This is a genomic window from Enterobacter cloacae complex sp. P12RS (assembly GCF_014895875.1).
GTDB lineage: Bacteria > Pseudomonadota > Gammaproteobacteria > Enterobacterales > Enterobacteriaceae > Enterobacter > Enterobacter bugandensis.
On sequence record NZ_JADBQO010000005.1, the window covers coordinates 66,877 to 93,238 of the forward strand.

General features: G+C 56.8%; 28 protein-coding genes and 1 pseudogene. 10 read left to right on the forward strand and 19 right to left on the reverse strand.

Annotation, left to right across the window (positions count from 1 at the left end; genetic code table 11):
* Positions 1-10: 10 nt before the first annotated feature.
* Entirely contained in the window at positions 11-856 is an 846-nt protein-coding gene (gene nhoA, locus IM284_RS02225; protein WP_047368627.1) for an N-hydroxyarylamine O-acetyltransferase, read from the reverse strand.
* A gap of 108 nt (positions 857-964) precedes the next feature.
* Between nhoA and IM284_RS02230 the strand changes: the two genes are divergently transcribed.
* The 3 genes from IM284_RS02230 to IM284_RS02240 all read left to right on the forward strand — a co-directional run bounded on the left by IM284_RS02230 (position 965) and on the right by IM284_RS02240 (position 2,451).
* On the forward strand, positions 965-1,537 hold the full coding sequence (locus tag IM284_RS02230; RefSeq protein ID WP_047368628.1) for a flavin reductase family protein: 573 nt from the start codon (positions 965-967) through the stop codon (positions 1,535-1,537).
* Positions 1,538-1,663: 126 nt separating this feature from the next.
* A complete protein-coding gene (locus IM284_RS02235; protein ID WP_047368629.1) occupies positions 1,664-2,026 on the forward strand; it encodes a hypothetical protein in 363 nt (120 codons plus the stop codon).
* Complete coding sequence (locus IM284_RS02240) at positions 2,026-2,451, forward strand: DUF3828 domain-containing protein (protein WP_047368630.1); 426 nt, start codon at positions 2,026-2,028, stop codon at positions 2,449-2,451. The genes IM284_RS02235 and IM284_RS02240 overlap by 1 nt, the downstream gene beginning before the upstream one ends.
* A 68-nt stretch (positions 2,452-2,519) precedes the next feature.
* Here the strand turns inward: IM284_RS02240 and fusA are convergent, their stop codons facing one another.
* Positions 2,520-4,619 carry an elongation factor G gene (fusA, locus tag IM284_RS02245; RefSeq protein WP_047368631.1) on the reverse strand — a complete coding sequence of 700 codons (2,100 nt, stop codon included), beginning with the start codon at positions 4,617-4,619 and terminating at the stop codon, positions 2,520-2,522.
* A gap of 160 nt (positions 4,620-4,779) precedes the next feature.
* Between fusA and IM284_RS02250 the strand changes: the two genes are divergently transcribed.
* Positions 4,780-5,094, forward strand: a complete 315-nt coding sequence (locus tag IM284_RS02250) for a helix-turn-helix transcriptional regulator (protein ID WP_047368632.1) — start codon at positions 4,780-4,782, stop codon at positions 5,092-5,094.
* Between the two features lie 25 nt (positions 5,095-5,119).
* Here the strand turns inward: IM284_RS02250 and IM284_RS02255 are convergent, their stop codons facing one another.
* From IM284_RS02255 to IM284_RS02310, 11 genes and pseudogenes are all read right to left on the reverse strand, one after another.
* Positions 5,120-6,121 (reverse strand): Kdo(2)-lipid IV(A) acyltransferase, encoded by a 1,002-nt coding sequence (locus IM284_RS02255; protein ID WP_045260610.1) that lies wholly within the window; start codon positions 6,119-6,121, stop codon positions 5,120-5,122.
* Between the two features lie 192 nt (positions 6,122-6,313).
* Entirely contained in the window at positions 6,314-6,544 is a 231-nt protein-coding gene (pptA, locus tag IM284_RS02260) for a tautomerase PptA (RefSeq protein WP_028013275.1), read from the reverse strand.
* Positions 6,545-6,581: 37 nt separating this feature from the next.
* On the reverse strand, positions 6,582-7,199 hold the full coding sequence (locus IM284_RS02265; RefSeq protein WP_041909801.1) for a glutathione S-transferase family protein: 618 nt from the start codon (positions 7,197-7,199) through the stop codon (positions 6,582-6,584).
* A 41-nt stretch (positions 7,200-7,240) separates the two neighbouring features.
* Complete coding sequence (locus tag IM284_RS02270) at positions 7,241-8,128, reverse strand: transporter substrate-binding domain-containing protein (protein WP_047368634.1); 888 nt, start codon at positions 8,126-8,128, stop codon at positions 7,241-7,243.
* A gap of 9 nt (positions 8,129-8,137) precedes the next feature.
* Entirely contained in the window at positions 8,138-8,911 is a 774-nt protein-coding gene (locus IM284_RS02275) for an amino acid ABC transporter ATP-binding protein (protein WP_045260613.1), read from the reverse strand.
* Positions 8,895-9,821: an amino acid ABC transporter permease gene (locus tag IM284_RS02280; RefSeq protein ID WP_047368635.1), complete on the reverse strand. Its 927-nt coding sequence runs from the start codon at positions 9,819-9,821 to the stop codon at positions 8,895-8,897. Before IM284_RS02280 ends, IM284_RS02275 begins: the two co-directional genes overlap by 17 nt.
* A gap of 9 nt (positions 9,822-9,830) precedes the next feature.
* The gene (locus IM284_RS02285) at positions 9,831-10,340 is read right to left on the reverse strand and encodes a GNAT family N-acetyltransferase (RefSeq protein WP_047368636.1); all 510 of its coding nucleotides are present in this window, start codon (positions 10,338-10,340) and stop codon (positions 9,831-9,833) included.
* 9 nt (positions 10,341-10,349) lie between these two features.
* Positions 10,350-12,613: pseudogene (locus tag IM284_RS23300) on the reverse strand (NtaA/DmoA family FMN-dependent monooxygenase).
* Positions 12,614-12,629: 16 nt separating this feature from the next.
* Positions 12,630-13,751 carry an amidohydrolase gene (locus tag IM284_RS02300; RefSeq protein WP_047368638.1) on the reverse strand — a complete coding sequence of 374 codons (1,122 nt, stop codon included), beginning with the start codon at positions 13,749-13,751 and terminating at the stop codon, positions 12,630-12,632.
* Positions 13,748-14,749 (reverse strand): LLM class flavin-dependent oxidoreductase, encoded by a 1,002-nt coding sequence (locus IM284_RS02305; RefSeq protein ID WP_047368639.1) that lies wholly within the window; start codon positions 14,747-14,749, stop codon positions 13,748-13,750. Before IM284_RS02305 ends, IM284_RS02300 begins: the two co-directional genes overlap by 4 nt.
* Positions 14,750-14,859: 110 nt before the next feature.
* Positions 14,860-15,399, reverse strand: a complete 540-nt coding sequence (locus IM284_RS02310; protein ID WP_193055710.1) for an AAA family ATPase — start codon at positions 15,397-15,399, stop codon at positions 14,860-14,862.
* A 62-nt stretch (positions 15,400-15,461) separates the two neighbouring features.
* Between IM284_RS02310 and IM284_RS02315 the strand changes: the two genes are divergently transcribed.
* Positions 15,462-15,605, forward strand: coding sequence for a hypothetical protein (locus IM284_RS02315; RefSeq protein WP_154818592.1), 144 nt, complete (start codon positions 15,462-15,464; stop codon positions 15,603-15,605).
* Here the strand turns inward: IM284_RS02315 and IM284_RS02320 are convergent.
* The gene (locus tag IM284_RS02320; protein ID WP_047368640.1) at positions 15,602-16,000 is read right to left on the reverse strand and encodes a cupin domain-containing protein; all 399 of its coding nucleotides are present in this window, start codon (positions 15,998-16,000) and stop codon (positions 15,602-15,604) included. The genes IM284_RS02315 and IM284_RS02320 overlap by 4 nt on opposite strands.
* A gap of 108 nt (positions 16,001-16,108) precedes the next feature.
* Here IM284_RS02320 and IM284_RS02325 point away from each other — a divergent pair, with 108 nt between their 5' ends.
* Positions 16,109-16,996: a LysR family transcriptional regulator gene (locus IM284_RS02325; protein ID WP_045260620.1), complete on the forward strand. Its 888-nt coding sequence runs from the start codon at positions 16,109-16,111 to the stop codon at positions 16,994-16,996.
* A gap of 331 nt (positions 16,997-17,327) precedes the next feature.
* Positions 17,328-18,824 carry an L-asparagine permease gene (gene ansP, locus IM284_RS02330; RefSeq protein ID WP_028013287.1) on the forward strand — a complete coding sequence of 499 codons (1,497 nt, stop codon included), beginning with the start codon at positions 17,328-17,330 and terminating at the stop codon, positions 18,822-18,824.
* A 51-nt stretch (positions 18,825-18,875) separates the two neighbouring features.
* Here ansP and IM284_RS02335 read toward each other — a convergent pair whose 3' ends face one another.
* A complete protein-coding gene (locus IM284_RS02335; protein WP_047368641.1) occupies positions 18,876-19,937 on the reverse strand; it encodes a YncE family protein in 1,062 nt (353 codons plus the stop codon).
* Positions 19,938-20,180: 243 nt separating this feature from the next.
* Here IM284_RS02335 and pqqU point away from each other — a divergent pair, with 243 nt between their 5' ends.
* Entirely contained in the window at positions 20,181-22,295 is a 2,115-nt protein-coding gene (pqqU, locus tag IM284_RS02340; RefSeq protein ID WP_047368642.1) for a TonB-dependent receptor PqqU, read from the forward strand.
* Positions 22,296-22,414: 119 nt separating this feature from the next.
* Here the strand turns inward: pqqU and IM284_RS02345 are convergent, their stop codons facing one another.
* The 3 genes from IM284_RS02345 to IM284_RS02355 form a co-directional block, all read right to left on the reverse strand.
* A complete protein-coding gene (locus IM284_RS02345; protein ID WP_028013290.1) occupies positions 22,415-23,083 on the reverse strand; it encodes a GntR family transcriptional regulator in 669 nt (222 codons plus the stop codon).
* 255 nt (positions 23,084-23,338) lie between these two features.
* The gene (locus tag IM284_RS02350; protein WP_047368643.1) at positions 23,339-24,379 is read right to left on the reverse strand and encodes an NADP-dependent oxidoreductase; all 1,041 of its coding nucleotides are present in this window, start codon (positions 24,377-24,379) and stop codon (positions 23,339-23,341) included.
* 65 nt (positions 24,380-24,444) lie between these two features.
* Positions 24,445-25,020 (reverse strand): XRE family transcriptional regulator, encoded by a 576-nt coding sequence (locus IM284_RS02355; protein WP_028013292.1) that lies wholly within the window; start codon positions 25,018-25,020, stop codon positions 24,445-24,447.
* A gap of 135 nt (positions 25,021-25,155) precedes the next feature.
* Here IM284_RS02355 and IM284_RS02360 point away from each other — a divergent pair, with 135 nt between their 5' ends.
* Together IM284_RS02360 and IM284_RS02365 are read left to right on the forward strand one after the other, a co-directional pair.
* On the forward strand, positions 25,156-25,674 hold the full coding sequence (locus IM284_RS02360) for a GNAT family N-acetyltransferase (protein WP_045260624.1): 519 nt from the start codon (positions 25,156-25,158) through the stop codon (positions 25,672-25,674).
* The gene (locus tag IM284_RS02365; protein ID WP_028013294.1) at positions 25,671-26,120 is read left to right on the forward strand and encodes a DMT family transporter; all 450 of its coding nucleotides are present in this window, start codon (positions 25,671-25,673) and stop codon (positions 26,118-26,120) included. Before IM284_RS02360 ends, IM284_RS02365 begins: the two co-directional genes overlap by 4 nt.
* On the opposite strand, the gene IM284_RS02370 is transcribed toward IM284_RS02365, so the two are convergent.
* Entirely contained in the window at positions 26,121-26,354 is a 234-nt protein-coding gene (locus tag IM284_RS02370) for a YdcY family protein (RefSeq protein WP_041909781.1), read from the reverse strand.
* Positions 26,355-26,362 lie beyond the last annotated feature (8 nt).

A 26,362-nucleotide genomic window follows, 5' to 3' on the forward strand; every position in this document is an offset into this window, starting at 1 on the left:
CGCCACCGGGCTATTTCCCTGCCTGCGGATGCGTATCAAACCCCGCCATCACTGCCGTCAGCTCGGCCAGTGTAAAGCCGTGCTTCGGATCATCAACGCCAAGGCCAAACCGCTCCTGCATCAGCTTATACAGCGCCTCCGCATCCGGCAAATGGATCTGCTCCTCTACGTGACCGTTCTGCCAGTGGGCAAAATTGAAGTTAGTCAGCGTCAGCTTGCCGCCGTCCGGCAGGTGGCGACACATCAGCAGATGATGACGAAAATGGGACTGCGGCCAGTGCGCCGACCAGAAGTTCCCCATCACGTAATCGCTGAAATACTGCGTCGTCAGGTCAAAGTGGTACATCGACTGCCAGTGCTCGTGGTGACGGAACTGCAGCACCCAGTCGTTGCCTTCGCTCAGCAGTCGGTACATACCGTGCGGCGTCCCCTGCTCCTCGTTGGCGAGCAGGCGAATCGGCGCCGTCAGCGTCTGTCCACCAAACCCCACGTCGGCAATCCAGCGCTCGCCGTTCAGCTCAACCAGCAGCAGGCGGTGCGTGCGCGGCGGCATCTGCGACGGATTTGCCAGTACGACCCGCCCCAGCACGCTGCGCACGTTAAACCCGACTTCACGCAACACGCGCTCGAAAAGGCCGTTTTGCTCAAAGCAATATCCTCCGCGTCGCGCCGTCACCAGCTTGTCGACCAGACATTGATCGTCAAGATGGATTTCGCGCGGCAGGACGACATCAATATTTTCGAACGGGATCGCACAGTTGTGGTGTAAATGCAGCGCGCGCAGGGTGTCTATATCAACCCGTGTCGGTTGCGCCCACCCAATGCGGGCAAAATAGTCAGTCAGAAAGGGGGACATACATCATTTTCCTTTGATTGTGATGTTCTGTTTATAAACTAATTTTATGCACTCACTTTGATTTACGTGCTTTTTCGTCATACTCATCGTTACAGATGAGGAGATCCTATGAGCCACTTTCGCCCTGTTGAATTACGTCATGCCAGCCGCCTGTTGAACCACGGCCCTACCGTGCTTATTACCAGTCGGGATGAAAACCTCGACAGACGCAACGTGATGGCCGCCGCGTGGTCCATGCCCGTTGAGTTTGAACCGCCGCGCATCGCGATTGTGGTGGATAAAAGTACCTGGTCACGCGAGCTTATCGAGCGCAGCGGGAAGTTTGGCATCGTCATCCCCGGCGTGGCGGCAGCTAACTGGACATACGCTGTCGGCAGCGTCAGCGGGCGCGACGAGGACAAATTCAACTGCTACGGGATCCCGGTCGTGAACGGCCCTGAGCTCGGGCTGCCGGTGATTGAAGAAAAATGTCTGGCGTGGATGGAGTGCCGATTACTTCCCGTCACCTCTGCGGCAGAGAAATACGACACGCTGTTTGGAGAAGTGGTTTCAGCGGCAGCCGATGAGCGCACGTTTGTCGCCGGGCGCTGGCAGTTTGACGGGGATAAGTTGAATACGCTGCATCATCTAGGGGCTGGGACGTTTGTGGCGAGCGGAAAGATGGTGAAGGCGCTGGATTGATTTCCTAAATTATATCCTACTGAATTATAGTGAATTTCTATGGCATTTTACGTTTACTATTGCGTTCTAAAACGGAGGATATTTCCTGAGTTGCAGCATTAGCACTCTCGCGTTAAGGAAATATCAATGACATGGAATAAAGATGGCGCAATCTCATATGCTAAATCACACGCCCAACCGAAGAGCACGGGGTATTGTGCTCACTACGTCACCGAAGCGATCAGAACGGGTGGAAGATTAAAAATCCCCAATACGCGTCTGGCAAAAGACATGGGGCGGACATTGGTTAACGCTGGATTCCGCCTTGTATACGATCAACCCCATGCAGGCGACGTCGCAGTTATTCAAAATATTGTTGGTCATGATAGCGGGCACGTTTGCATATACGATGGTCAGCAGTGGATCAGCGATTTTGTTCAACGCACCATGTACCCAGGGCAGGCTTACCGCAACATACAACCACATTACGAACTGTTCAGGCATGACTAATGAAAACACTTTGGTTTTTTCTTTTTGCCCTTTCCCCTCTCGCGGCCGCAGAAAATGTTTATGCACCGGGCCAGGCGGCGCTTAAATTCAATCAATGGTATATCGCCCAGTTAGACCAGCACAAACCGCCCGTACTTAACCCAGATATTATGAATTATTACGTTGCCTCGGAGACAATTGCAGCAATAAAAGAGTTGTATTCAGGTGACAGTAACGAAAAAGATATGCCCGATACGGATATGTTTATCAAATCACAGGATTGGGATGAGGACTGGAATCAGATAACCATCCTGCACTCTGATTTTGACGCCGTTTGCACAAACGTTTATATCGCGTTTGGTAAGAAGCAAGATCACGTTGTTGCAGATTGTCTTATTGAAGAACAAGGGAAATGGAAAGTCCGCTCGGCAACGCTAATTAAGTAACATGGATAATCTCCGTGTCGTAAAAAAAGCACATGGTAGCCCACCGACTACCATGTGCAATTAATTAACTACTTCGCACGCTTCGCTATAATCTCATCCGCCACATTTCGCGGGGCTTCCGCAAAATGATGGAACTCCATCGTGTACGTCGCGCGTCCCTGGGACATCGAGCGCAGCGTGGTGGCGTAGCCAAACATCTCGGCCAGCGGCACATCGGCGCGGATAATCTGGCTTCCGTACTGCTCCGCCATTCCCTGCACCATGCCGCGTCGGGAAGAGAGATCGCCCATGATGTTCCCGGCGTACTCTTCCGGCGTTTCCACTTCCACGTGCATGATCGGCTCAAGGATCACCGGATCCGCCCTGCGAGCACCCTCCTTGAAGCCGAGGATCGCCGCCATGCGGAACGCCATCTCCGAGGAGTCGACGTCGTGATACGAGCCAAACGTCAGCGTCGCCTTAACATCCACCACCGGATAGCCCGCCAGCACACCGCTGTTCATCGCTTCCCGCAGCCCTTTCTCCACGGACGGGATATACTCGCGCGGTACCACGCCGCCCTTGGTGGCATCTTCAAATACAAAACCACTTCCGGGCTCCAGCGGCTCCAGGCTCAGCACCACATGACCGTACTGCCCTTTCCCGCCGGACTGTCGGACAAATTTCCCTTCAATATCCTTCACCGCCTTGCGCAGGGTTTCCCGGTAGGTTACCTGCGGACGACCAATGTTCGCCTCGACGCCAAACTCACGCTTCATGCGGTCGACGATTATCTCGAGGTGTAACTCACCCATCCCGGAGATAATGGTCTGACCGGACTCCTCGTCAGTGTGCAGGCGGAAAGACGGGTCTTCCGCCGCCAGACGCTGCAGCGCAATGCCCATTTTCTCCTGGTCTCCCTTGGTTTTCGGCTCAATCGCCAGCGAGATCACCGGATCCGGGAACTCCATGCGCTCAAGCGTAATGACGGCGTTCGGATCGGTGAGCGTGTCACCGGTGGTCACGTCCTTCAGCCCCACGCAGGCCGCGATATCGCCCGCGCGCAGTTCGTCCACCTCATGGCGATCGTTGGCATGCATCAGCACGATGCGCCCGATGCGCTCTTTCTTCTCTTTCACCGGGTTATAGACCGCGTCGCCTTTGCGCAGCACGCCAGAGTAGACCCGAATAAAGGTCAGCTGCCCGACGTACGGATCGCTCATCAGCTTGAACGCCAGCGCCGAGAACGGCTCATCATCACTCGGATGACGCTCCGCGTGCTGCCCTTTTTCATCCACGCCGTCAATAGCAGGCACGTCCAGCGGGGACGGCATCAACTCAATCACCGCATCCAGCATGCGCTGTACCCCTTTGTTTTTAAAGGCGCTGCCGCAAAGCATCGGCTGGATTTCGCCCGAGATAGTGCGAATGCGCAGCCCTTTGATGATTTCCGCCTCCGTCAGGTCGCCCGTTTCCAGGTATTTGTCCATCAGTTCATCGCTGGCTTCCGCCGCCGCGGAGACCATTTTTTCCCGCCACTCCTGGGCGGTACTGACTAAATCGTCCGGCACGGGGGCATAGGTAAACACCATACCCTGCGTCGCATCGTCCCACAGAATGGTGCGCATCTTGATGAGATCCACCACGCCGGTGAAATGATCTTCGGCACCCACCGGGATGACAATCGGCACCGGATTGGCCTTCAGGCGCTCCTGCATCATCCGCACGACGCGGAAGAAATCGGCACCCGGACGGTCCATTTTGTTGACGAAGGCCAGACGCGGTACGTGATATTTATTGGCCTGACGCCAGACGGTTTCCGACTGCGGCTGCACGCCACCCACGGAGTCATACACCATCACCGCGCCGTCGAGCACGCGCATGGAACGCTCCACCTCAATGGTGAAGTCCACGTGCCCCGGGGTATCGATGATGTTGATCCGGTGCGGCTCAAAGCCTCTGTCCATGCCTGGCCAGAAGCAGCTGACCGCCGCGGACGTAATGGTGATCCCGCGCTCTTGCTCCTGCGCCATCCAGTCGGTGGTTGCCGCGCCATCGTGTACTTCACCTAACTTGTGGCTCATCCCGGTATAAAACAGGATGCGCTCAGTGGTGGTGGTTTTACCGGCATCGATATGCGCGGAGATACCGATGTTGCGATAACGTTCGAGAGGAATGGGTCGGGGCATGATATTTCCTTAGTCACTATGACGTGTTTGTGACGACCGGGATGGTCGTGCATTGGTTCGTTTGCTATAATAGTCCTATTGTACGAGTATTATCGAACTATTTTTTAAGGGTTGACCTATTGTTGATATAGCTCAATCTGACATCACGCGCAGGAAAACGATGATCCCTAACCACCCTGAAATTGAACAAATACTGCTGGAAAATGTGCTGTTTGCCCTCGGCAACCCGCTCCGGCTATCGATTATTCGCCGGCTCGCCGATGGCAGCGAACTCAGCTGTAACGCACTGCGCCCGGAAGATGTGGTGAAGTCCACGATGACCCACCACTGGCGCGTGTTGCGCGACAGTGGGGTCATCTGGCAGCGTCCGCAGGGACGAGAAAATATGATTTCACTGCGTCGGGAGGATCTGGATGCCCGTTTTCCCGGGCTGATGGAAATACTGCTAAAGGCCAAAAGCGCTGCCGGAAACTAGCTCCAGCAGCCTTTTGCGTGGCGTTTTAGTGCTGCATGCCCGACTGCTGCGAGAATTCATCGTCGGTTAAGCCAGCCCGAGGGGGCGCGGAGATTTTTTTAGGGGCATATCTGTCCGGCACGCCCTCAGGACGCGTCTTGAAGCGACGGTGCAGCCACATATACTGCTCCGGCGCCATCAGCACCGCGCGCTCGATCGCCCGGTTCATCTGGGTTGCGACAGACTCTTTATCCGCACCCTGCAATGACGCGCTGATATCTTCAAGAATAATCAGCTCGTACCCTGTACCGTCCTCTCTGCGGCGCGGCACAAACGGAATAACGGCAGGCTTAGCGCTTTTGACCAGCATATAGCTGCCCGCCGTCGTGGCGGCATCCGGGACGGCGAAGAATGGCGCAAACACGCTGTTGGCTTTGCCATAGTCATGATCCGGCGCGTACCAGAGAATTTCATTCTGCTTCAGGGCACGGATCATGCCTTTTAAATCATGACGATCCAGCATGGTTTTATTCGAACGCAGACGACCGCGCGTTTGTAGCCAGTCCAGGAGCGCATTATTGTTGGGACGATAAACCCCAATACCGGGGTTAAGCATGCCAAATATCCGCGCGCCCAACTCAAGCGTCAGAAAATGCATGCCAACCAGCACCACGCCCTTCCCCTGCGCCCTGGCCTGCTCCATATGTTCGTAACCGCGCACGGTAAAGCATTTACGCACCCGCCATTCAGGCCAGAACCACGCCATGCCGGTTTCGATTACCCCCATTCCCACGGATTCAAAATTTCGCTGCAGCAAAGATTCACGCGCTTCTGCTTCCATCTGCGGGAAGCACAGTTCCAGATTACGACGGGCAATCTCGACACGGCGCGGTAGAAGGCGCATGGCTAACCGGCCCAGAGCGTGTCCGAGTCTGAACAACAGCGGGTAAGGCAGCAGCATGATAAGCCACAGGGCGGCGATGCCTGTCCAGCTTAGCCAGTATCGCGGGTGGAAAAAAGCAGGTGAAAACCGGGGTAATTTTGTCATGAGAAAATTATCCTTTAATGTGACTGTCCTTAATTGATTCTGTTGTCGATCTTTCCTAAGGATTGATTAAATGTCGGTCGTGAACGTTAAGTGTAACGGATCAGATAAAACTTAGTTTTATCGTTTTTTGCGAAAAGAAGGCGTAAGCGGCAGGAGAAACCGGGTAAGACGATGGCCTCACCCGGCGAAAGATTACATTGAATACCCGGGCTTTTTAATCAACTCGTCCAGCTTCGGTCCGATTTCGGTATCCCAGACCTGTGCTTTCCAGTCTTCCGGGTTTACCTGGTTCAACGCCACCGATACTGAACCGTCTTTGCTGTTGAAATGGCGAATTATCACCTCGGCGATATCTGCCGCCAGCGCGGTTTTTTGCTCGTCGTTAAGATCGCGGGGAAAACATTTGATATCTACGTGTGGCATATGCAGGCTTCCTGTTATGTGTGAGCATTCCACGTTATCAGATAATGTTGTTTGCCTTTAACACCTTGTGCAGTTCCGGCAGTTGACACACGGTATCCGCAATCGCCGTAAGCTTCGGCGTATTTGTCGCAAACCACTCATGGCGAGGCCCCCAGGTGCGCGCCACCGCAATATACACATCCAGCAGCGTCAGCCGTTCACCCAGCGCAAACGGCGCGGCCTTAAGCTGATTTTCAAACCACAGATAGAGGGATTTCCGGTACTCAATGCAGTTTTTCTGCAGCTGTTCCGGCGCATCAGGCACCCAGCGTTCGGGATAATCGGCATAGGTAAAGGTGGGATAGACGTTCGCCACGAACCAGATAAGCAGACGCTGAAACTGCTGACGCTCGGCCTGCCCCACGGGCGGGGCGAGATCGGGACAGCGGTCGAGCACCATCAGGGCAATCGCCGCCGTTTCGGTCATGATGGCGCCATTTTCCAGCTCCAGCGTGGGCACCTGGCACAGCGGGTTGAGTTTTTGCAGCAGTTCACGCTGCGGGCCGGGCTGGTCAAACCCGTCAACGTTCACAAATTGATAAGGGATATCAGCCAGGGTCAGCATCACTTCACTGATTGCCGAGCCCCAGCCGGGTACGCCATAGAGTTTCATCATGTTGCCCCCTCAGGAGTGAAAATCCTAAGTGTAGAGCACCATTAGTAGGTTATCCCAGGCGGGTTGACCTCCGATTGCGCCACCGTTTCGCCCTGCTCCCCCCAGCGCGCCAGCACTTTCTGGTACTCTCCGCGCTCAATCGCCCCGTTCAGTGCGGCCTGCAGCGCGTACACCAGCCCATTGCCTTTTTTGGTCGTGGTCGCGACATAAGCTTTTTTCGGACCTAAACCGACCACGCGGGTTTTGCCGGTGAGCGCCGCTTTGTAAGCTGAAACCGACTGAGGGCCAAAGAACACGTCCGCCCTGCCGGACTGGATATAGAGATTGCCCGAGGCATCGTCGTGGAGATAGACCGGCAGCGCAGGCGCTCGCCCCGCCTTTTTATTCTCTTCGTTCCAGCCCAGCAGGATGCGCTCCTGATTGGTGCCCGAGCCGACAATCACCTTTTTCCCGGCCAGTTCTTCCGCGCTTTTGATTGATTGAATCTCGCTGGTGGACTTCACTGAAAACGCCAGCGAATCGACGCGGTAGGTCGCAAAATCAAACTTCTCTTTACGCTGTTCGGTCACCGCAATGTTCACCAGCGCCACGTCGTAGCGCCCGGAAGCGATGCCCAGCGGCCAGTCTTCCCACGCCGTTGGCACCAGCTTTAGCTTCAGCCCCAGGCTGCCCGCAAGCAGGCGGGCGATATCCGGGTCGCTGCCAATCCGCGTGCGGTTATCGCTGGCCAGCAGCGCCAGCGGCGGGGAGTTCAGCATCGAGACGGCGACCGTCAGCGTACCCGGCTCAACGAATTTATAACCGGCGGGGATCTTCGCCACGGCCTGCCGATCCACCGTCACCGGCAGCGGCTGCTCGTTGGCTTTCAGATCGATGCTGGCGTGGCTTGCCGTTGTGAAGACCAGCCCCGCCAGAAGTCCGTATTTCATCTGCGCTCCTTACAGCACTTTTGACAGGAACTGGCGCGTTCGCGCGTGTGACGGACGGTTCAATACCGCGTCGCTGCTGCCCTGCTCCACGATTTTCCCGTCGACCATAAACACCACCTGATCCGCCACCTCGCGGGCAAAGCCGATCTCGTGGGTGACCACCACCAGCGTCGTGCCGGACCGGGCCAGTTTTTTGATCACGTCCAGCACCTCTCCCACCAGCTCCGGATCCAGCGCGGAAGTCGGCTCATCAAATAGCATCACGCGGGGGCGTAGCGCCAGCGCGCGGGCAATCGCAATGCGCTGCTGCTGCCCGCCGGAGAGATGGCGAGACCAGGCATCGGCCTTATCCCGCAGCCCGACCACATCCAGCAGGCTGTATGCCCTTTCCACCGCCTCTTTTTTGCTGAGCTTCTTATGCGCGATGGGCGCCTCAATCAGGTTTTCCAGCACCGTGAGGTGAGGAAAGAGATTGAAGTTCTGAAACACATAGCCCACGTTGACGCGCTGCCTGAGGATCTCTTTCTCCTTCAGCTCATAGAGCTTGTCGCCCTGACGACGGTAGCCAATGTAGTCCCCGTCGATCTGAATAAAGCCTTCGTCGACGCGCTCCAGATGGTTAATGGTGCGCAGCAGCGTCGATTTGCCCGAGCCTGAGGGCCCGAGAATGACCGTCACGGAACCGGGCGGGATCTCAAGCGAAACGTTGTCGAGCGCCTTATGGCGACCAAAATACTTGCTGACGCCGGTAATTGAGATATGTCCTTCAGGAGAGGCTTGCATGGATAGGCTCCTGTGCTGGCGTGGTGGTGACGGAACGGGTACGACGGGCGGCACGGTTCTGATTAACCGCAGAGCGGCGTTCGCTGCGGGCGAGTGCGCGTTCAACACCGTACTGAATAGCGGACAAGACGGTGGTAATCACCAGGTACCAGGCGGCACCGACCATCAGCAGCGGTATCACCTCCTGCGTGCGGTTGTAGATCATCTGGATGGTATAGAACAGCTCCGGCATTGCCAGGACGTAGACCATCGCCGTTCCCTTGGCGAGGCTGATAATTTCATTGAACCCGGACGGCAGAATGGTGCGCAACGCCTGAGGCAGGATTATCCGCACCGTACGTCGCCAGGCCGGCAGGCCAAGCGCGGCGGCCGCTTCATACTGGCCGTGATCCACCCCGAGGAACCCCCCGCGAATAATCTCTGCGGTGTAGGCGCTCTGCACCAGCGTCAGCCCCACCACGGCGGTGGAGAACTGCCCGAGCACGTTAATGGTCTCAAAGCTGCCCCAGCTAATGCTGGTGAACGGCACGCCGAGGGAGAGCGTGTCGTAGAGATAGGAAAAGTTGTAGAGAATGATCAGCACCACGATCAGCGGCAGCGAGCGAAACAGCCAGATATAGCCCCACGCCAGGCTGCTCAGCAGCCATGACGAGGAGAGTCTCGCCAGCGCCAGCATGCCGCCCAATACCACGCTCAACGCGGTACCGATCAGGGTAAGCAGCAGAGTCTGCCCTACGCCTTCGAGAATAACCGGGTCAAAGAACCAGCGGGCAAACACCGCCCACTCCCAGCGCGGGTTAAAGGCGACGGACTGAATCACGATCGCCAGCACAAACAGCGCCACCGCGGCGCCGACGGTCCGCAGCGGATAACGCGCCGGGACCACCTTAATGGTTTCAACGTTGCTCATCGTCGTTCCTCATGCGGTTTTACTGAACGCTTCGCGTACCAGCGTTTTAGTGAAGCGCAGCCGACCATCAAACGGCGGCTGGCTGTACTCTTCCGGATCCCGGTTCAGATCAAACTGTGGCTGGTAGCCCTGGCTGAGATAGAGCCTGACCGCTTCCGGCTGGCGAAAACCGGTTGTCAGGTAGATCTGGCTGTAACCTGCCAGCACCGCCCTGCGCTCCAGCTCCTGCACTACGCGTCCGGCAAGCCCCTGCTGACGCAGGGTTTTGTCCGTCCAGATGCGCTTGATTTCCGCGGTGCGTTCGTCGAAGGGTTTGTACGCACCGGTGGCGATGATTTTTCCGTCACGCTCCAGAACGATAAACAGCCCCTGCGGCGCTAAATACCACTCGGTGAGTTCCACTTCCGCGTCTTTAGAGAAGTAGTCACCGTAGCGGGCGGCATATTCACCGAACAGCCCCTGGATAATGGGCTGAAGTTCGGCATCTTCCGGTGAAACGTCACGAAATTGTTCACGCATATCGCCTCCTTAATCACCCAGGCCATCAGGATTCACTTCTGACTGCGGAATACGCTCAACGCCTTCCCCCCAGCGGTTCAGCACTTTGTCGTAATCGCCGTTTTTGATGACGCCGTTCAGCGCGGTTTGCACTGGCTCAACCAGCCCGCTGCCTTTCTTCAGCGTCACCGCAATGTGCGCCGCCTTCGGCCAGCCGCCGTCGACGCTGCCCACCAGTTTGGTTTTCCCGTTCAGCGCCGCCTTCCATGCGCCAATCACGTTCGGGCCAAAGTAGGCATCCGCGCGACCGGACTGGAGCGCCAGCGTTTGCGCCGCATCGTCTTTGGTGTAGATCGGGGTGAACGGTTTCAGCCCCTTCTTCAGGTTTTCAGCATTCCATGCCAGCAGGATGGCCTCCTGATTGGTGCCGGAGCCGACGATAATCCGCAGCCCGGCGATGTCCTCAGCCTTCTGAAGCGATTCGATCGGGCTGGTCGATTTCACGTAGAAACCGAGGGAGTCCTTACGGTAGGTGGCGAAATCAAACTTCTCTTTGCGCGCTTTGGTAACGGTAATGTTGCTGATGGCGGCATCGTATTTTCCGGACGCCACGCCCAGCGGCCAGTCTTCCCACGACGTTGGCACCACGTTCAATTCAAGCCCGAGGCTGTCGGCCACCAGACGGGCGACGTCAACTTCACTCCCGAGCAGCGTTTTGTTGTCGTCGGAAAATACCGTCAGTGGCGGTTGATTCAGGCCCGCCACCGCCACGGTAAATTTCCCCGGCACGGCGAAGCGATAATCTTTCGGCAACTGCGCCACTGCATCGCTGTTTTTGGCGGTATTGATCGGCGTTTTATTGGCCTCGATGCTCACGCCGGTGCCGTTAATGTTCACATTCTCTGCCCAGACGGCAGGGGTAAAGGCCAGCGCGAGCGCCAGAATAAGCGATGTTTTTTGCATAGCGGAGTTCTCTTTTATTGTTGTGTGAACTGGTTTTTCGGTTGGTCTAAGCCAAGGCTTTCGCGCAGCGTGGTTCCCGGGTAGTCGGTGCGGAACAGGCCGCGGGCCTGTAAAACGGGCACCACCTGGTCAACAAAGCGCGGAAAGGTATCCGGCGTACCGCCCTGGATGATGAAGCCGTCTGCGGCATAGCCTTCAAACCAGGCCTGCAGACCGTCGGCGACCTCCTCCGGCGTGCCGGAAAAGCGCGGGCGCGGCGATGCGGCCTCAAGCGCCACCTGGCGCAGGGTTAAGTTGCGCTCGCGGGCATTTCGCTTAATTTCATCGGTGGTGCTGCGGAAGCTGTTTTTGCCTAAGTCACCGATATCCGGGAACGGCTCGTCGAGCGGATACTGGCTGAAATCGTGATGTTCAAAATAGCGCCCGAGGTAATTGAGGGCATCGGTAACCGACACCAGCGCCGCCGTGGTTTGATACTGGTTTTCCACGTCATCGGCGTCTTTACCGACAATCACGCTGACGCCCTGGAAGATATGTAAATCTGACGCGCGGCGGCCGTTTGTTTCCAGCTGCTGCTTAACGTCGCGGTAAAACGCTTTTGCCTCGTCGAGCGTTTCGTGATGAGTGAAAATGGCGTCGGCATGTTTTGCCGCCAGCTTTTTCCCGTCGTCCGACGCGCCCGCCTGAAAAACAATCGGACGCCCTTGCGGGGTGCGACCAATATTCAGCGGACCGGCGACCTGGAAGAAGTCACCGTGGTGATCGAGCGTATGCAGCCTGGCCGGGTCAAAAAACTGACCGCTCTCTTTGTTGCGGATAAACGCGTCGCCTTCCCAGGAGTCCCACAGCCCTTTCACCACGTCGAGATACTCATCCGCAATGCGATAGCGCAGCGCATGCTCGGGGTGTTTTTCGCGCGAGAAGTTCTTTGCCGACCCTTCCAGCGGCGAAGTCACTACGTTCCAGCCCGCACGTCCGTTGCTCAGATGATCGAGGCTGGCGAACTGGCGCGCTGTGGTAAAGGGTTCGCTGTAGGAGGTGGATAATGTTCCCACCAGCCCCAGCCGCGTGGTGATGCTTGCCAGCGCGGATAATACCGTTAACGGCTCAAAGCGGTTTAAAAAATGCGGAATGGATTTCTCATTTATATAAAGACCGTCGGCAACGAATAAAAAATCGAGTTTGCCCTCCTCCGCTTTTAACGCCGTCTCTTTTACAAATTCAAAATTAATGCTGGCATCCGCGACCGCCGCCGGATGACGCCAGGCGGACATATTGCCCGATGCACCATGCAAAATGGTCCCAAGCCGCAGTTGACGATGTGCAGACATATTTACCTCTCCAGAATTAAACGTGTTGCAGGGCTTTTTCCGCCAGCTGTGCAAAATAGCGGGCTGCGGGCTCAATCAGGGCTTCGTCAGGATTAAACGCCGGGTGGTGTAAACCATACAGGCTGTTGCTGCCGATGCTGACAAACGCGCCGGGAACAGACTGCAGGTAGACCGCAAAATCTTCCCCGCCCATATGCAGCTCCGCGTGCCGGGTTTCATAACCGGCCTCACGCGCGACCGAGGTGGCGAAGTCGGCCCAGCGCTCGTCGTTCACCAGCGCGGTGGGCCCGGCATACCAGGTGATGTCGATCTGCGCGCTGAAGGCGCTGGCAAACCCGGCGGCGATTTCGCCCACGCGGGCCTTCACGTTCTGCTGCACTTCCGTGCGATGGGTACGCAGCGTGCCTTCCAGCTCGACGCTTTCCGGCAGCACGTTCCAGGTGTTACCCCCTGCAATGCGCGTCACGCTCAGCACCACCGAGTCCAGCGTATTGACGTTGCGGCTGGCGACGCTTTGCAGCGCCGTCACCAGCTGGCTCGCCAGCACAATGGCGTCGTTGCCTTCGTGCGGGCGGGCCGCATGTGCGCCCTTGCCGGTGATGCGGATCACGAAGCGATCGACGTTGGCATAAAACGGTCCGCCGCGGGTGGCGAACTCACCGACCGGCAGGCCCGGCTCGTTATGCATGCCGAAGATGGCGCTGACGTCACACAGGGCACCGGCACGCACCATGCTCTTCGCACCGCCAAAGTTCTCTTCGGCAGGTTGAAACAGGATACGCACCCGGCCGTTAAGTGAGGCTTCCCGCTCTTTGAGCTTTAACGCGGCGCCGAGAATCACGCTGGTGTGGATATCGTGTCCGCAGGCGTGCATCACGCCTGCATGCTGCGAGCTAAACGGCACGCCGCTGCGCTCTTCAATTGGCAGGGCATCAATGTCTGCCCGCAGCGCAATCAACTTGCTACCGGTTCCGATTTCCGCCACCAGACCGGTCGGCAGATCGTAAGGCTGTGGGGGAATACCGGCATTCGTCAGCCACTGGCGCAGGCGCGCGGTGGTCTCCACTTCCTGGCCGGACAGCTCCGGGTTCCGGTGCAGCTCACGACGCCAGGCAATCAGTTGTTCGCCGAAGCTCATACGGTGACCTCCCTGTTAAGACGCGCCTCAGCCAGCAGACGCAGAGACGCGACGCGCGTTGCCCCCTCCGCAACCGGCGTGTCGATGATAAATTCGTCAATGCCCCACTGTTCGTGCAGCGCGTTAAGCTGTTCCAGCACCGACTCAGCTGTTCCCGCCAGCAGCGACTGGGCCCGACGGGCAATGCGCACCGGCTCGCTCCCCGCCTGACGGGCAAAGGCGTAGGCCTGCTCCTCACTGGCGACGGTTACGCGCTGGCCGTTTGCCAGCTCAACGCCCCACACTTCGACCTTCTGCGCCAGCGCGTCCGCTTCGGCCTGGGTCGGTGCGACAATCGCCTGCACCGCCACAATCACCTCCCGCGCGCTGTTCTTCCGCCAGATCGATACCACCTCGCGCAGCAGCTCCGGATCGCCGTTCAGGTGCGCGGCAAAGACGAAGTGCCAGTCGAGCGATGCGGCGAGCAGCGCGCTTTCGGGGCTGGCCCCCAGCAGGAAACCTTGTGCAGGGACCGGCGGCAACGGCGTGGCGCGAACGGCCTCTTCCGCCGACTGGTTTTCAGGGCGGATCCAGCGATCGAGCTGCGTCAGCTGTTCGGCAAAGCTGCCTTTTTCCTGCTGGTTCAGGCCCTGCTGAAGCGCGCGGGTTGAGAGCGGCAAACCGCCGGGGGCTTTCCCGACGCCCAGATCCACGCGACCGGGCGCCAGCGCGGCCAGCACGTTGAAGTTCTCGGCGACTTTATAAGGGCTGTAGTGCTGGAGCATTACGCCGCCGGATCCGACGCGAATGCGCTTGGTTTGCCCGAGGATCCAGGCAATCAGCAGTTCCGGCGAGGGGCTGGCGAGCTGTGGTGTGTTGTGGTGTTCGGCAATCCAGAAGCGGTGATAGCCCAGATTTTCCGCCTGTTGCGCCAGCGCTAACGTCCGCGCCAGCGCATCGGCAGCCGTTTCATTTTCAGCGATGGGGCTTTTATCCAGAATGCTGATTCGCCATGACATGTTGCGTTCTCGTTTGACTTAACATGTCGACATTATTAAAGGCGCACTTCACCACTGAGAAACAATTAATTTACATTTGGTTTGCCGGAAATCAGATATATAAAACCCTACTAAGAATAAGATTTTAAGGCGGCAATCAGCGTTTCCGCCTGCCCGCGGCGGGTAATATGGACGAAGCGGATATGCCCATATTGCGGGTTTTGCAGATCGGCTTCATAACGCGTGCGGTTGTTACGCCACGTTTTCATCGTCCAGATGAGAATCGACTCTTTACTGAAGAACGCGCGCCGGAAACTCTCTTTATTCCCGGTTCCGGGCCAAAGCTCGTGTTTATGCCAGGCCCGTTTGATTGCCCTGTTGACGGCCTGCCAGAGGGTGCGGACAAACCCATAATCCACCCATACGACAACGTCTACATTACGCCATTTAACGGGCCGCGTGCGGTTATAGTTGCCGTCGAGTACCCAGTCTGGCGACGCCTGTAGCACCTGCTCAAGCTTTTCCTGAAACTCATCGTCCGGCGTTCCCTGCCATTCGGGTCGCCAGTAGAGTCTGTCCATCTCGATAAAGGGAATAGCCAGTTCGGTCGCAATCTGCTTCGCCAGCGTGCTTTTTCCACTTCCGCTGGTTCCGATGACGTTAATTTTCACCTCAGCCTCCCTGTATTTACGAAAATGAGACCGAATCATAACGTTTTCATTCTGTTAACGAAATGCTTCCTGGTATTACCGCGGCGGTGTTACTCTCCTGTCTGGCAGTCTATTTATTCCCTGAGAAACGTCTGCAGCTGGCCAGTCTGGTGCTGCTGTTTGATCAACCGCGCCTGCAGCAGGCGATTGCCGTTTTTGGCGGTTAGCCGTTCGGGTACTGTTCGTCGGTCACTTTTTCCAGCCACGTTACCGGGCTGCCGTTTACCGCTTCGGCGATGGCGATATGCGTCATCGCCGTTTGCGCACTTGCGCCGTGCCAGTGCTTCACGCCGGGTGGGATCCAGGCGATATCGCCCTGATTCAGGATTTCCGCCTCTTCGCCCCACGCCTGTAACCAGCCGCGCCCCTGCGTCACAATCAGCGTTTGTCCCAGGGGATGCGTATGCCAGGCCGTGCGCGCCCCCGGCTCAAAGGTCACGGTTGCCCCGCCGACGCTGGCAGGTTCGCTCGCCTGAAAGGGCGCGTCAATGCGAACAGCGCCGGTAAACCAGGTCTCCGGGCCTGTTGCTGAAGGTAATGAACCGCTGCGGATAATTTTCATCTTTTGCTCCTTGTTGACTGTTGCGTTAACAGTAGCGCAAAGCATTCTGGAGCATTAGGGTACATAATGAGATAGAACACATGACTGAAATTCATAAATAGAACCGCAATGCTAAAAGATAATTTCAACGACCTGCTCTCCTTTATGGTAGTGGCCCGCGAGCGCAGCTTTACGCGCGCAGCGGCGCAGCTGGGCGTCTCGCAATCGGCACTGAGTCATGCGATGCGCAAGCTTGAAGCGCGATTAGACGTTCGCCTGTTAACCCGCACAACCCGCAGCGTGGTTCCGACACCCGCGGGTGAGCAGCTCTTTTCGCGCCTCAGCCCGCATCTGCAGGAGATCGAACAGGAACTCACGGCGCTTTGCAGCACCCGCGACAAACCCGCAGGCGCTATCCGCATCGTCGCCGGCGAGCACGCGATGGACGCCGTGCTCTGGCCGGCACTGAAGGCTTTTATGCTGCAGTATCCTGAAATCAACGTCGAAGTGACGGTCGACAACGGCCTGACAGATATCGTCGATGGCCGCTTCGACGCGGGGGTACGCCTGGGTGAACAGGTGGCAAAAGATATGATTGCGGTGCGGATAGCGCCGGACATGCGCATGGCGGTCGTCGGCTCCCCGGATTACCTGGCTCGTTTTGGCGTGCCGCTCGTGCCGGAGCAGCTGGGTGAACACCGCTGTATCAATCTCCGCCTGCCCACCCGAGGGGCAGTGTATGACTGGGAATTTGAGCGCGACGGGCGCGAGCTTCGGGTGCGGGTTGAAGGACAGCTTACACTGAGTAATCTGTCGCAGCGCATCGACGCGGCGGAGAGTGGCCTCGGATTAGCCTACGTGCCCGAGTCCTCGGTCCTGGACGCCCTTCAGTACGGACGGCTCGTCAGGGTCCTTGAGTCCTGGTGCCCCACGTTTGAAGGATATCACCTCTATTATCCAAGCCGTCGACAGCACACAACCGCGTTCAGGTTGCTTCTCGATGCCCTGCGGCAGTAAAAATTTATACCATCTGGTAATAATTAAGGGAATCTGATGATTAAATAAACAACGTCGCGATTGTTTTGACTAAAAACTCATCACGATTCAGCGTGTTGTGATCCCCCTCTGCTCTGACCACACGATTTCCTTCGACGTGCATCACTTTCGGCACGGTTATATTTTGCGTCGCTTATCAATTGCAGGTAGGATGCCTCGCCATGTTTCGCCTTATCCATACGCAGAATGACTGGGAAGGCGGCATGTGTTTGCGCAGAAGCAATCGTTTGTATTGCGCTCTGCCAGGCAGGACTATCACGATAATGGTTCAGACAGGCAAACAGGTAACTCAATGAAAACAAGCAATAAAAGCGCAGCCGATCATCACGCTGCGAAACGTCGCTGGTTGAACTCCCACGAAGAGGGCTACCACAAAGCGATGGGCAACCGTCAGGTTCAAATGATCGCCATCGGCGGCGCTATCGGAACGGGTCTGTTTTTAGGTGCTGGCGCGCGTCTGCAGATGGCGGGCCCGGCTCTCGCCCTGGTCTATCTGGTGTGCGGGATCTTCTCTTTCTTCATTCTTCGCGCGCTGGGTGAACTGGTACTGCATCGCCCTTCCAGCGGAAGCTTCGTCTCTTACGCCCGAGAATTCCTCGGTGAAAAAGCCGCCTACGTGGCAGGCTGGATGTACTTCGTCAACTGGGCGATGACCGGTATCGTCGATATCACCGCCGTTGCGCTGTATATGCACTACTGGGGCGCGTTCGGTGATGTGCCGCAGTGGGTCTTTGCCCTTGGCGCGCTGGCGATCGTCGGCACCATGAACATGATCGGCGTGAAGTGGTTCGCCGAGATGGAGTTCTGGTTTGCGCTGGTCAAAGTGCTCGCCATTGTGATTTTCCTGGTGGTCGGTACCGTCTTCCTCGGCAGCGGCAAGCCGCTGGATGGCAATGCTACCGGCTTCCACCTGATAACCGATAACGGCGGTTTCTTCCCGCACGGTCTGCTGCCTGCGCTGGTTCTGGTGCAGGGCGTGGTGTTTGCCTTTGCCTCTATTGAGCTGGTCGGTACCGCTGCGGGCGAATGTAAAGACCCACAAACGATGGTGCCAAAAGCCATTAACAGCGTGATCTGGCGTATCGGTCTGTTCTACGTCGGCTCCGTGGTGCTGCTGGTTCTGCTGCTGCCGTGGAACGCCTATCAGGCCGGCCAGAGCCCGTTCGTCACCTTCTTCTCGAAGCTCGGCGTGCCTTACGTGGGCAGTATCATGAACATCGTGGTGCTGACGGCGGCGCTCTCCAGCCTGAACTCCGGTCTGTACTCTACCGGGCGTATCCTGCGCTCCATGTCGATGGGCGGTTCAGCGCCGAAGTTCATGTCGAAGATGAGCAAGCAGCACGTGCCTTACGCGGGCATTCTTGCCACGCTGGTGGTGTATGTCTTCGGCGTTTTCCTGAACTATCTGGTGCCGTCTCAGGTCTTTGAGATCGTTCTGAACGTGGCCGCACTCGGCATTATCGCTTCCTGGGCCTTTATCGTGGTCTGCCAGATGCGTCTGCGTAAAGCCATTAAAGAAGGCAAAGCCGCAGATATCAGCTTCAAGCTGCCGGGCGCGCCGGTGACCTCCTGGCTCACCCTGCTCTTCCTGTTCAGCGTGCTGGTGCTGATGGCGTTCGACTACCCGAACGGCACCTATACCATCGCCACCATCCCGCTGCTGGCCGTGCTGCTGATCGCTGGCTGGTTCGGTGTGCGTAAGCGCGTTCATGAAATTCACAGCACCGCACCGGTTCATCCAGACGATGAAAAACACGACGCGCCGCTGGTGGAAGAGACCTCGCGTTAAGCATCACACAGGCATTAAAAAGGGAAGGCATATGCCTTCCCTTTTTTTATATTACAGCGCGATACGAATCACATCGTCAGGCTGGGTCGCTTCCTGCTGGCGGGTAGATTTCTGCTTCACCGTCACGTAAAGCGTTTTGCCATCCGCAGAGAGCGCCAGGCTGTTCGGGTAGACCGGCGTATCGAACGTTTTCGTCACTTTGTAGGTCTTCGCGTCAATCACGCTCACCTTGCCGGCCTCACGGTGCGTCACGTAGGCTTCGTTGCGAGCAGGATTAAACAGAACGGCCAGGGATTCAGGCGCGGCGATTTTCTCGATCACGCTGCCGTCTTTCAGGCTCACCGCCAGCACTTCCGGCTGTTTTGAATCGGTCAGGAACGCGCGCTGACCGGCGGTGTCCAGGCTCAGGTTCAGATAGAAGTGCTCTTTTCCGTCGTCCTGCACTTTTTTGCGGCTCAGGATTTTGTTGGTGGCGGTATCAATGGTGACCAGCTCACCGTCAGCATTGGTGGTGTACAGGCGTTTCGCCTTTGCATCCAGCGCCAGACCGGTACTGTATGTGCCGGTATTGGCAATGGTCTCTTTCAGCTTCAGCGTTGCGCCATCCACGACCCAAATCACGCTCTCTTTGCCGACTCCGGTGATGTAAATCGTGTTGCTCGCGTCATCCGCCACCAGCTGGCGCGGCTGCAGCGGCTTGACGGTTTCACTGCGCTGGCGGCTATCAAGCACCAGTCGCCCTTTCACGTCGCCCGTTTTCGCATCAATGGCCGTCACCGCGCCGTTGATCGTATTACCCAGCCACAGGGTTTGCGTCGCGCCGTCGAGGGTGGCGCCAAACGGTTTGAGATCGCTATGAATGGCCTGCGTCACCTCCAGCGTAGCAGGATCGAGGCGATAGATAACGCCACCCTTGTCGAGTTTACGGCTTTGCGACGTCGCAACCCACAGCGCGTTCTCCTGCTGGCTGACCGCCATTTCATAGGCACCTTTACCCACCGCTTTACGCAGCATCTCTTCGGCGGCATGCGCCTGGAAGGTTCCGGCAAACAGTAAAGCGGCAGACAGCAGAGACGTACTCAGGCGTGGCGAGCACAGATGGCGTAAAGACATAACAATTCCTTTTTTGAAAATTGGGGGTACTGCTGACATCGCTTCCGGCTGGCAACGTCATGGCATTGCCGTTGTGATAATGAGAATAGTAATCATTAATAAGTTAAAAGTGGAGTTTTTCTTTTCCCTATTGCCTTTCATTAACGCAATGTGCGGTTATAGTTTTCAAAACATTTACAAAACCTTTAACATGTATGGACATGTTCCATTTGGTTCGTTTATACATCACAACCGGTTTTACTCATGAAAATCATATCTGCCCGTAAGGCATCTCTCCCGCTGCTGCTGGTTCCCGTTGTTTTTGCGCCTCTAAGCGCGATGAGCGCAGAGGAACAGACCATGATCGTCAGCGCCACGCCGCAAACCGTATCAGAGCTTGATACTCCGGCGGCGATCAGCGTCGTGAATGGCGAGGATATGCGCCACGCCGCGCCGCGCATTAATCTCTCCGAATCGCTTGGCAGCGTTCCGGGACTACAGATTCAGAACCGTCAGAACTATGCTCAGGATCTCCAGCTTTCGATGCGCGGGTTTGGTGCCCGCTCAACGTTTGGCGTGCGCGGCATTCGCATGTACGTCGACGGTATTCCAGCCACCATGCCGGACGGACAGGGCCAGACCTCCAACATCGATCTCTCCAGCATTGACAGCGTTGAGGTGCTGCGCGGACCCTTCTCCGCCCTGTATGGCAACGCCTCTGGCGGCGTGATTAACATCAATACGCAAACCGGGCAGCAGCCGCCGACCATAGAGGCAAGCAGCTATTACGGCAGTTACGGGACATGGCGCTACGGCATGAAAGCCACCGGCGCAATGGGCGATGGTACCCATGCCGGGGACGTGGATTACACCGTATCCACCACCCGCTTCACCACTAAAGGCTACCGCGACCACAGCGGCGCGCGGAAGAATCTCGCTAATGCCAAACTGGGCGTACGCATTGACGATGCCAGCAAGCTGACGCTGATTTTTAACAGCGTGGACATGAAAGCAAACGATCCGGGCGGGCTGAGCTATCAGGAGTGGCAGGATAACCCGCGTCAGTCCCCGCGCGGCGATCAGTACAACACGCGCAAGACCATCAAGCAGACTCAGGCGGGGCTGCGCTACGACCGCCAGCTTAGCGCTCAGGACGATCTCAGCGTGATGATGTACGCCGGCGAGCGTGAAATGACCCAGTACCAGTCGATTCCCTACCAGCCGCAGCTGAGGCCTTCTCACTCCGGCGGCGTGATCGATATGCAGCGTCATTATCAGGGGGTTGATACCCGCTGGACGCACCGCGGCGAGCTGCTGGTGCCAGTCACCTTCACCACCGGTCTGAACTATGAAAACATGAGTGAAGATCGTCGCGGGTACGAGAACTTTGTGATGAACAACGGCGTGCCGGATTACGGCGTGAAGGGTGATAAACGCCGGAACGAACGTAACCTGATGTGGAACGTCGACCCTTACCTGCAGACCAGCTGGCAGTTGACGCAGAAACTGTCCGTTGATGCGGGCGTGCGTTATAGCTCGGTCTGGTTTGATTCTAACGACCATTACGTTACGCCGGGCAACGGCGACGACAGCGGTGACGCGAGCTATCACAAGTGGCTCCCGGCGGGCTCCGTGAAGTATGCGGTGACGGACGCGTGGAACCTCTACGCTGCCGCAGGGCGTGGGTTCGAAACGCCAACCATCAACGAGCTTTCGTATCGCGCCGATAACCAGGGCGGCCTGAATATTGGCCTGCAACCTTCCACGAACAACACGTATGAGGTGGGCAGCAAAACCCGCATTGGCAATGGCCTGCTGACGGCAGCGCTGTTCCGCACCGATACGGATGACGAGATCGTGGTGGATGCCAGCTCTGGTGGCCGCACAAGCTATAAAAATGCCGGAAAGACCCGCCGTCAGGGAGTCGAAGTGTCTCTCGATCAGCAGTTTGCTGAGAACTGGAAGCTGAAAATGGCGTGGACCTACCTTGATGCCACCTACCGGACCAACGTATGCGGCGACGCGGACTGTAACGGCAACCGTATGCCGGGCATTGCCCGCAATATGGGCTATGCGTCGTTTGGCTGGCAGCCTGAAGAAGGCTGGTACGCGGGCTCGGACGTGCGCTACATGAGCGATATCATGGCCGACGACGAGAACACGGCGAAAGCGCCATCGTACACGGTGGTCGGGCTGAATACCGGGTATAAATTCAACTACGGCAACTGGGGGATGGACGTCTTTGGCCGCGTAGATAACCTGTTCGACAAAGAGTACGTTGGCTCGGTTATTGTCAACGAATCCAACGGGCGTTATTACGAGCCAGCGCCTGGCCGTAACTACGGTGTGGGTCTGTCGGTGTCTTATCGATTCGAGTAACAAATAAGTAAAGTTTATTTTATACCGAAAATAACGCTCCTGATGGCAAAATGCCATCAGGAGTTATTCACCAGATAAATAAATAGACGCGGTATATAGTCGCTCTGTTAAATTATCTCTCAGTTAAAATATTGTCGCTGTAAAAGCGTATTCGCTTCATCAATCGATTTTTCAATCGCCTTCTGGCTGGCGTCGACATCCCGGCGTTCCAGGGCTGAAAGCAGTTCGTCATAGTGATACGTCGCTTCCTTAATGTCATTAAGCTCCTGGTGCAGATAGTTAATGCAAGGCCCGATGCGCACCCAAAGCTGTTCAATTAATGCATTCAGCGTGGGCATTTCCGCGTACTGATAAAGCGTAAAGCGGAAGATGCGATTTGCCTGCAATGCCTGCTGAACGTTCCCGTTGCGCATGGCCTCATGAAACGCTTCCGACAATTTGCGCAACGTCTCGATCTTTTGGTCAGACATATTCTGACAGGCTGCGGCAACCGCCATGGGTTCAAGCTGCTTGCGAATAGCGTTGATTTCGTTATAACGGTCCAGCGTCACCTCCGGCACCAGAAATGCCTGTGCCGGCGTGGCATGTAATGCCCCTGCTGACACCAGACGCAGCAGCGCCTCGCGCACTGGGGTAATGCTGGTTCCTAATTTATCGGCGATCTCTTTCGTAATCAGTCGTGCACCCGGTTTAAGGGAGCCTGTAATTAACGCTCCTTTCAAACTGAGTTCAACTTGCATGGTAAGACTGATCCTTTGGGCTTTTTCTAAGTGATCCAAATCAAGCATGTTCAATTCCTGTAGCTAAAACTTAATGCTATTTTTAAACGCCAGTTTTAATAAAACGACGCTGGTCCGATATATCCTGTATCGTCATGCCTGGTGGTGGGAAGTACGTAAAACAGCAAAAAATGCAAAATGTGTTTTTTTTATCGGTTTCGGGCTCATCCGGGATGATGGCGCGAAAAGCCATGTCCGTTAATTAAAGACAATATATCGTATCTTCACAAATAAATATGGCGGGAAACCCCGCCATAGTGCCTTTTATTTATTGTCACCCGCGACGCGAATCACGACTTTACCGAAGTTTTTTCCTTCCAGCAGGCCAATCAGCGCTTCAGGCGCGTTTTCCAGCCCGTCCGTCACCTGTTCACGATAGTGAATTTTGCCCTCCTGCACCCAGCGCCCCATCTCTTCCTGAAACTCATGAATGCGGTGGCCGTAGTCCTGGGCAATGATAAAGCCCTGCATCCGGATGCGTTTCTTCAGAATAGTGCCCATCAGAAGCGGCAAACGGTCCGGTCCGTCAGGCAGCCCCGTTGCATTGTAGCCGCTCACCAGGCCACACACCGGCACGCGCGCGGAGGTATTCAGCAGCGGCAGCACGGCGTCAAACACTTTCCCGCCGACGTTTTCAAAGTAGACATCAATGCCTTTCGGGCAGGCGCGTTTCAGCTGCTCAGCGAAATCCGCCGCGTGGTGATCGAGACACACGTCAAACCCAAGAACCTCAACGGCGTGGCGGCATTTTTCTGCCCCACCGGCTACCCCGACCACGCGACAGCCTTTAATTTTACCGATCTGCCCGACGGTCGCCCCAACCGGGCCCGTCGCGGCGGCGACCACCAGCGTTTCACCCGCTTTCGGTTGTCCGATATCCAGCAACCCCATATAGGCGGTAAAGCCCGGCATCCCAAGAATGCCCAGCGCCCAGGAGGGATGGGTGGGATTATCGCCCAGTTTGACCAGGCCGCTGCCGTCCGAAAGCGCGTACTCCTGCCAGCCGCTGTAGCTCAGCACCCATTCACCCGCTTTAAAGTCGGGGTGGTTTGACTGCTCAACGCGGCTAACTGTTCCCCCTACCATCACCGCACCAATCTCAACCGGCGGAGAATAGGATGGCGCATCGCTCATGCGGCCCCGCATGTAAGGGTCCAGCGACAGCCAGACGGTGCGAAGCAGCAACTGCCCCGCCTGAGGGGCAGGAACGGGCTGCTCTTCCAGACGAAAATTCTCCGCCACCGGCGCGCCCTGTGGGCGAGAGGCCAGCACCCAGCGGCGGTTTTGCGAAACAGATTGATTCATCGGATTCTCCTTCTGGTACAAATGTCATTACAGCCTGGCTCACGATCGGCATTATCGCCTTAACATTACGAGGCAGATTGGTTAAGCCGGACCACAAGATAGATGCAGGTTTCGTTCGTTTCGTTGATAAAACGGCAGTCGTTTGGCGGCCCCAGCTCCAGACAGTCTCCGGCCTTCATCTCGTGGCGAGTATCGCCCTCCTGAAATACCAGCTCGCCGGACTGCAGCCAGATCAGCTGCCGCGCGAGCGCGTAGGAGGACGCCGGCATCGGGACGTCGCTCCCCGCGGGCAGCTCAATCTGAACGAGGTCGATAGGCAGATCGGTACGGGGAGAAACGTGGCGACGAAGGTAGTGGGTTTGCGGATCGCGCCAGACGGGCTGGTTCGCCAGGCGCAGGAGTTTTCCCTCCTGCATCTCGGCTCTGGCAATCAGGGTCGACATGCTGATCCCAAACGCGCCTGACAGGCGGGCAAGCAAGGTAGCCGTCGGGCTGCTGTCGCCGCGCTCTATCTTGTGGATCATGGCGCGAGATACGCCCGCCCGCTCGGCCAGCTCGCTAAGAGACCAGCCGCGTGATTCACGTTCGAGGCGAATTCTGGCGCTAATACGCTGATTCATTGTGTCTGTTATTGTGTTCATAACGTCATACTAAAGCGTATGAACGCCGTTTCAATGGGGCACATAATCATTCTCACGTAGCGCTCTGACGATACAGTTGTGTAATATCATATCTATAGCGTAATACTATAGTAAACAACATACAGAGGTTTAATCATGATCGTTCGTCACGCCTGTAAAGAAGACTGCGCTGCGATAGGAGAGATCTATAACCATGCGGTGCTGCATACTGCCGCGATCTGGAACGATAAAACCGTTGATACCGATAACCGAATCGCCTGGTTCGAGGCCCGCACGCTCGCGGGTTACCCGGTTCTGGTGGCTGAGGAAAATGGTGTGGTTACCGGGTACGCCTCTTTCGGCGACTGGCGCGCCTTCGACGGCTTTCGTCACACGGTTGAGCATTCGGTATATGTCCATCCGGAGCATCAGGGTAAAGGCATTGGCCGCACGCTAATGAAAGCGCTGATCAACGAGGCCCGCGCCATCGGCAAACACGTGATGGTGGCCGGCATTGAAGCGCAAAATAAGGCCTCGATTCACCTCCACGAAACGCTCGGTTTTGTGACCACGGGGCAGATGCCGCAGGTGGGAACCAAGTTTGGCCGCTGGCTGGACTTAACCTTTATGCAGCTGCAGCTGGACGAGCGCAGCGACCCGGACGCAATCCCATGAATCAGTCGCTGACGCTGGCGTTCCTGGTGGCGGCGGGGATCGGTCTGGTGGTGCAAAACACCTTAATGGTGCGTATCACCCAGTCCTCCTCCACCATTCTTATCGCAATGCTGCTGAACTCCCTGGTCGGCATTGTGCTGTTTGTCAGCATTCTGCTGCTGAAGCAGGGCTTCGCCGGGTTCAGTGAGCTGGCCGCAACGGTGCGCTGGTGGACGCTGATCCCGGGGCTCCTGGGGTCTTTTTTTGTGTTTGCCAGCATCAGCGGCTACCAGAACGTGGGCGCGGCAACGACCATCGCAGTGCTGGTCGCAAGCCAGTTGATTGGCGGGCTGGTCCTTGACGTGCTGAGAAGCCATGGCATTCCCCTGCGCGCGCTGATCGGCCCGGTATGCGGCGCGGTGATGCTGGTCGTCGGGGCCTGGCTGGTAGCGCGACGCCAGTTTTGATTACAGTATGGTGCCGCCCTTGGTCAGCTGTTCCTGGCGCGCGTCCATCTCCTCTTTGTGCTGCTTACCGTGGTGCGAAATCGCGGTACGTAGACGCTGCTGTTGGGCGTAACGGTCTTCACGGCTGAGATCGGCATCATCGCTCAATGCAATCAGCAGTTCGTTCATGTGGGCGATGACACTCTCTTCGATGGCGGCATCCACGCGGGCGATAACTTCGTTTAAATGTGACATTGTCACTC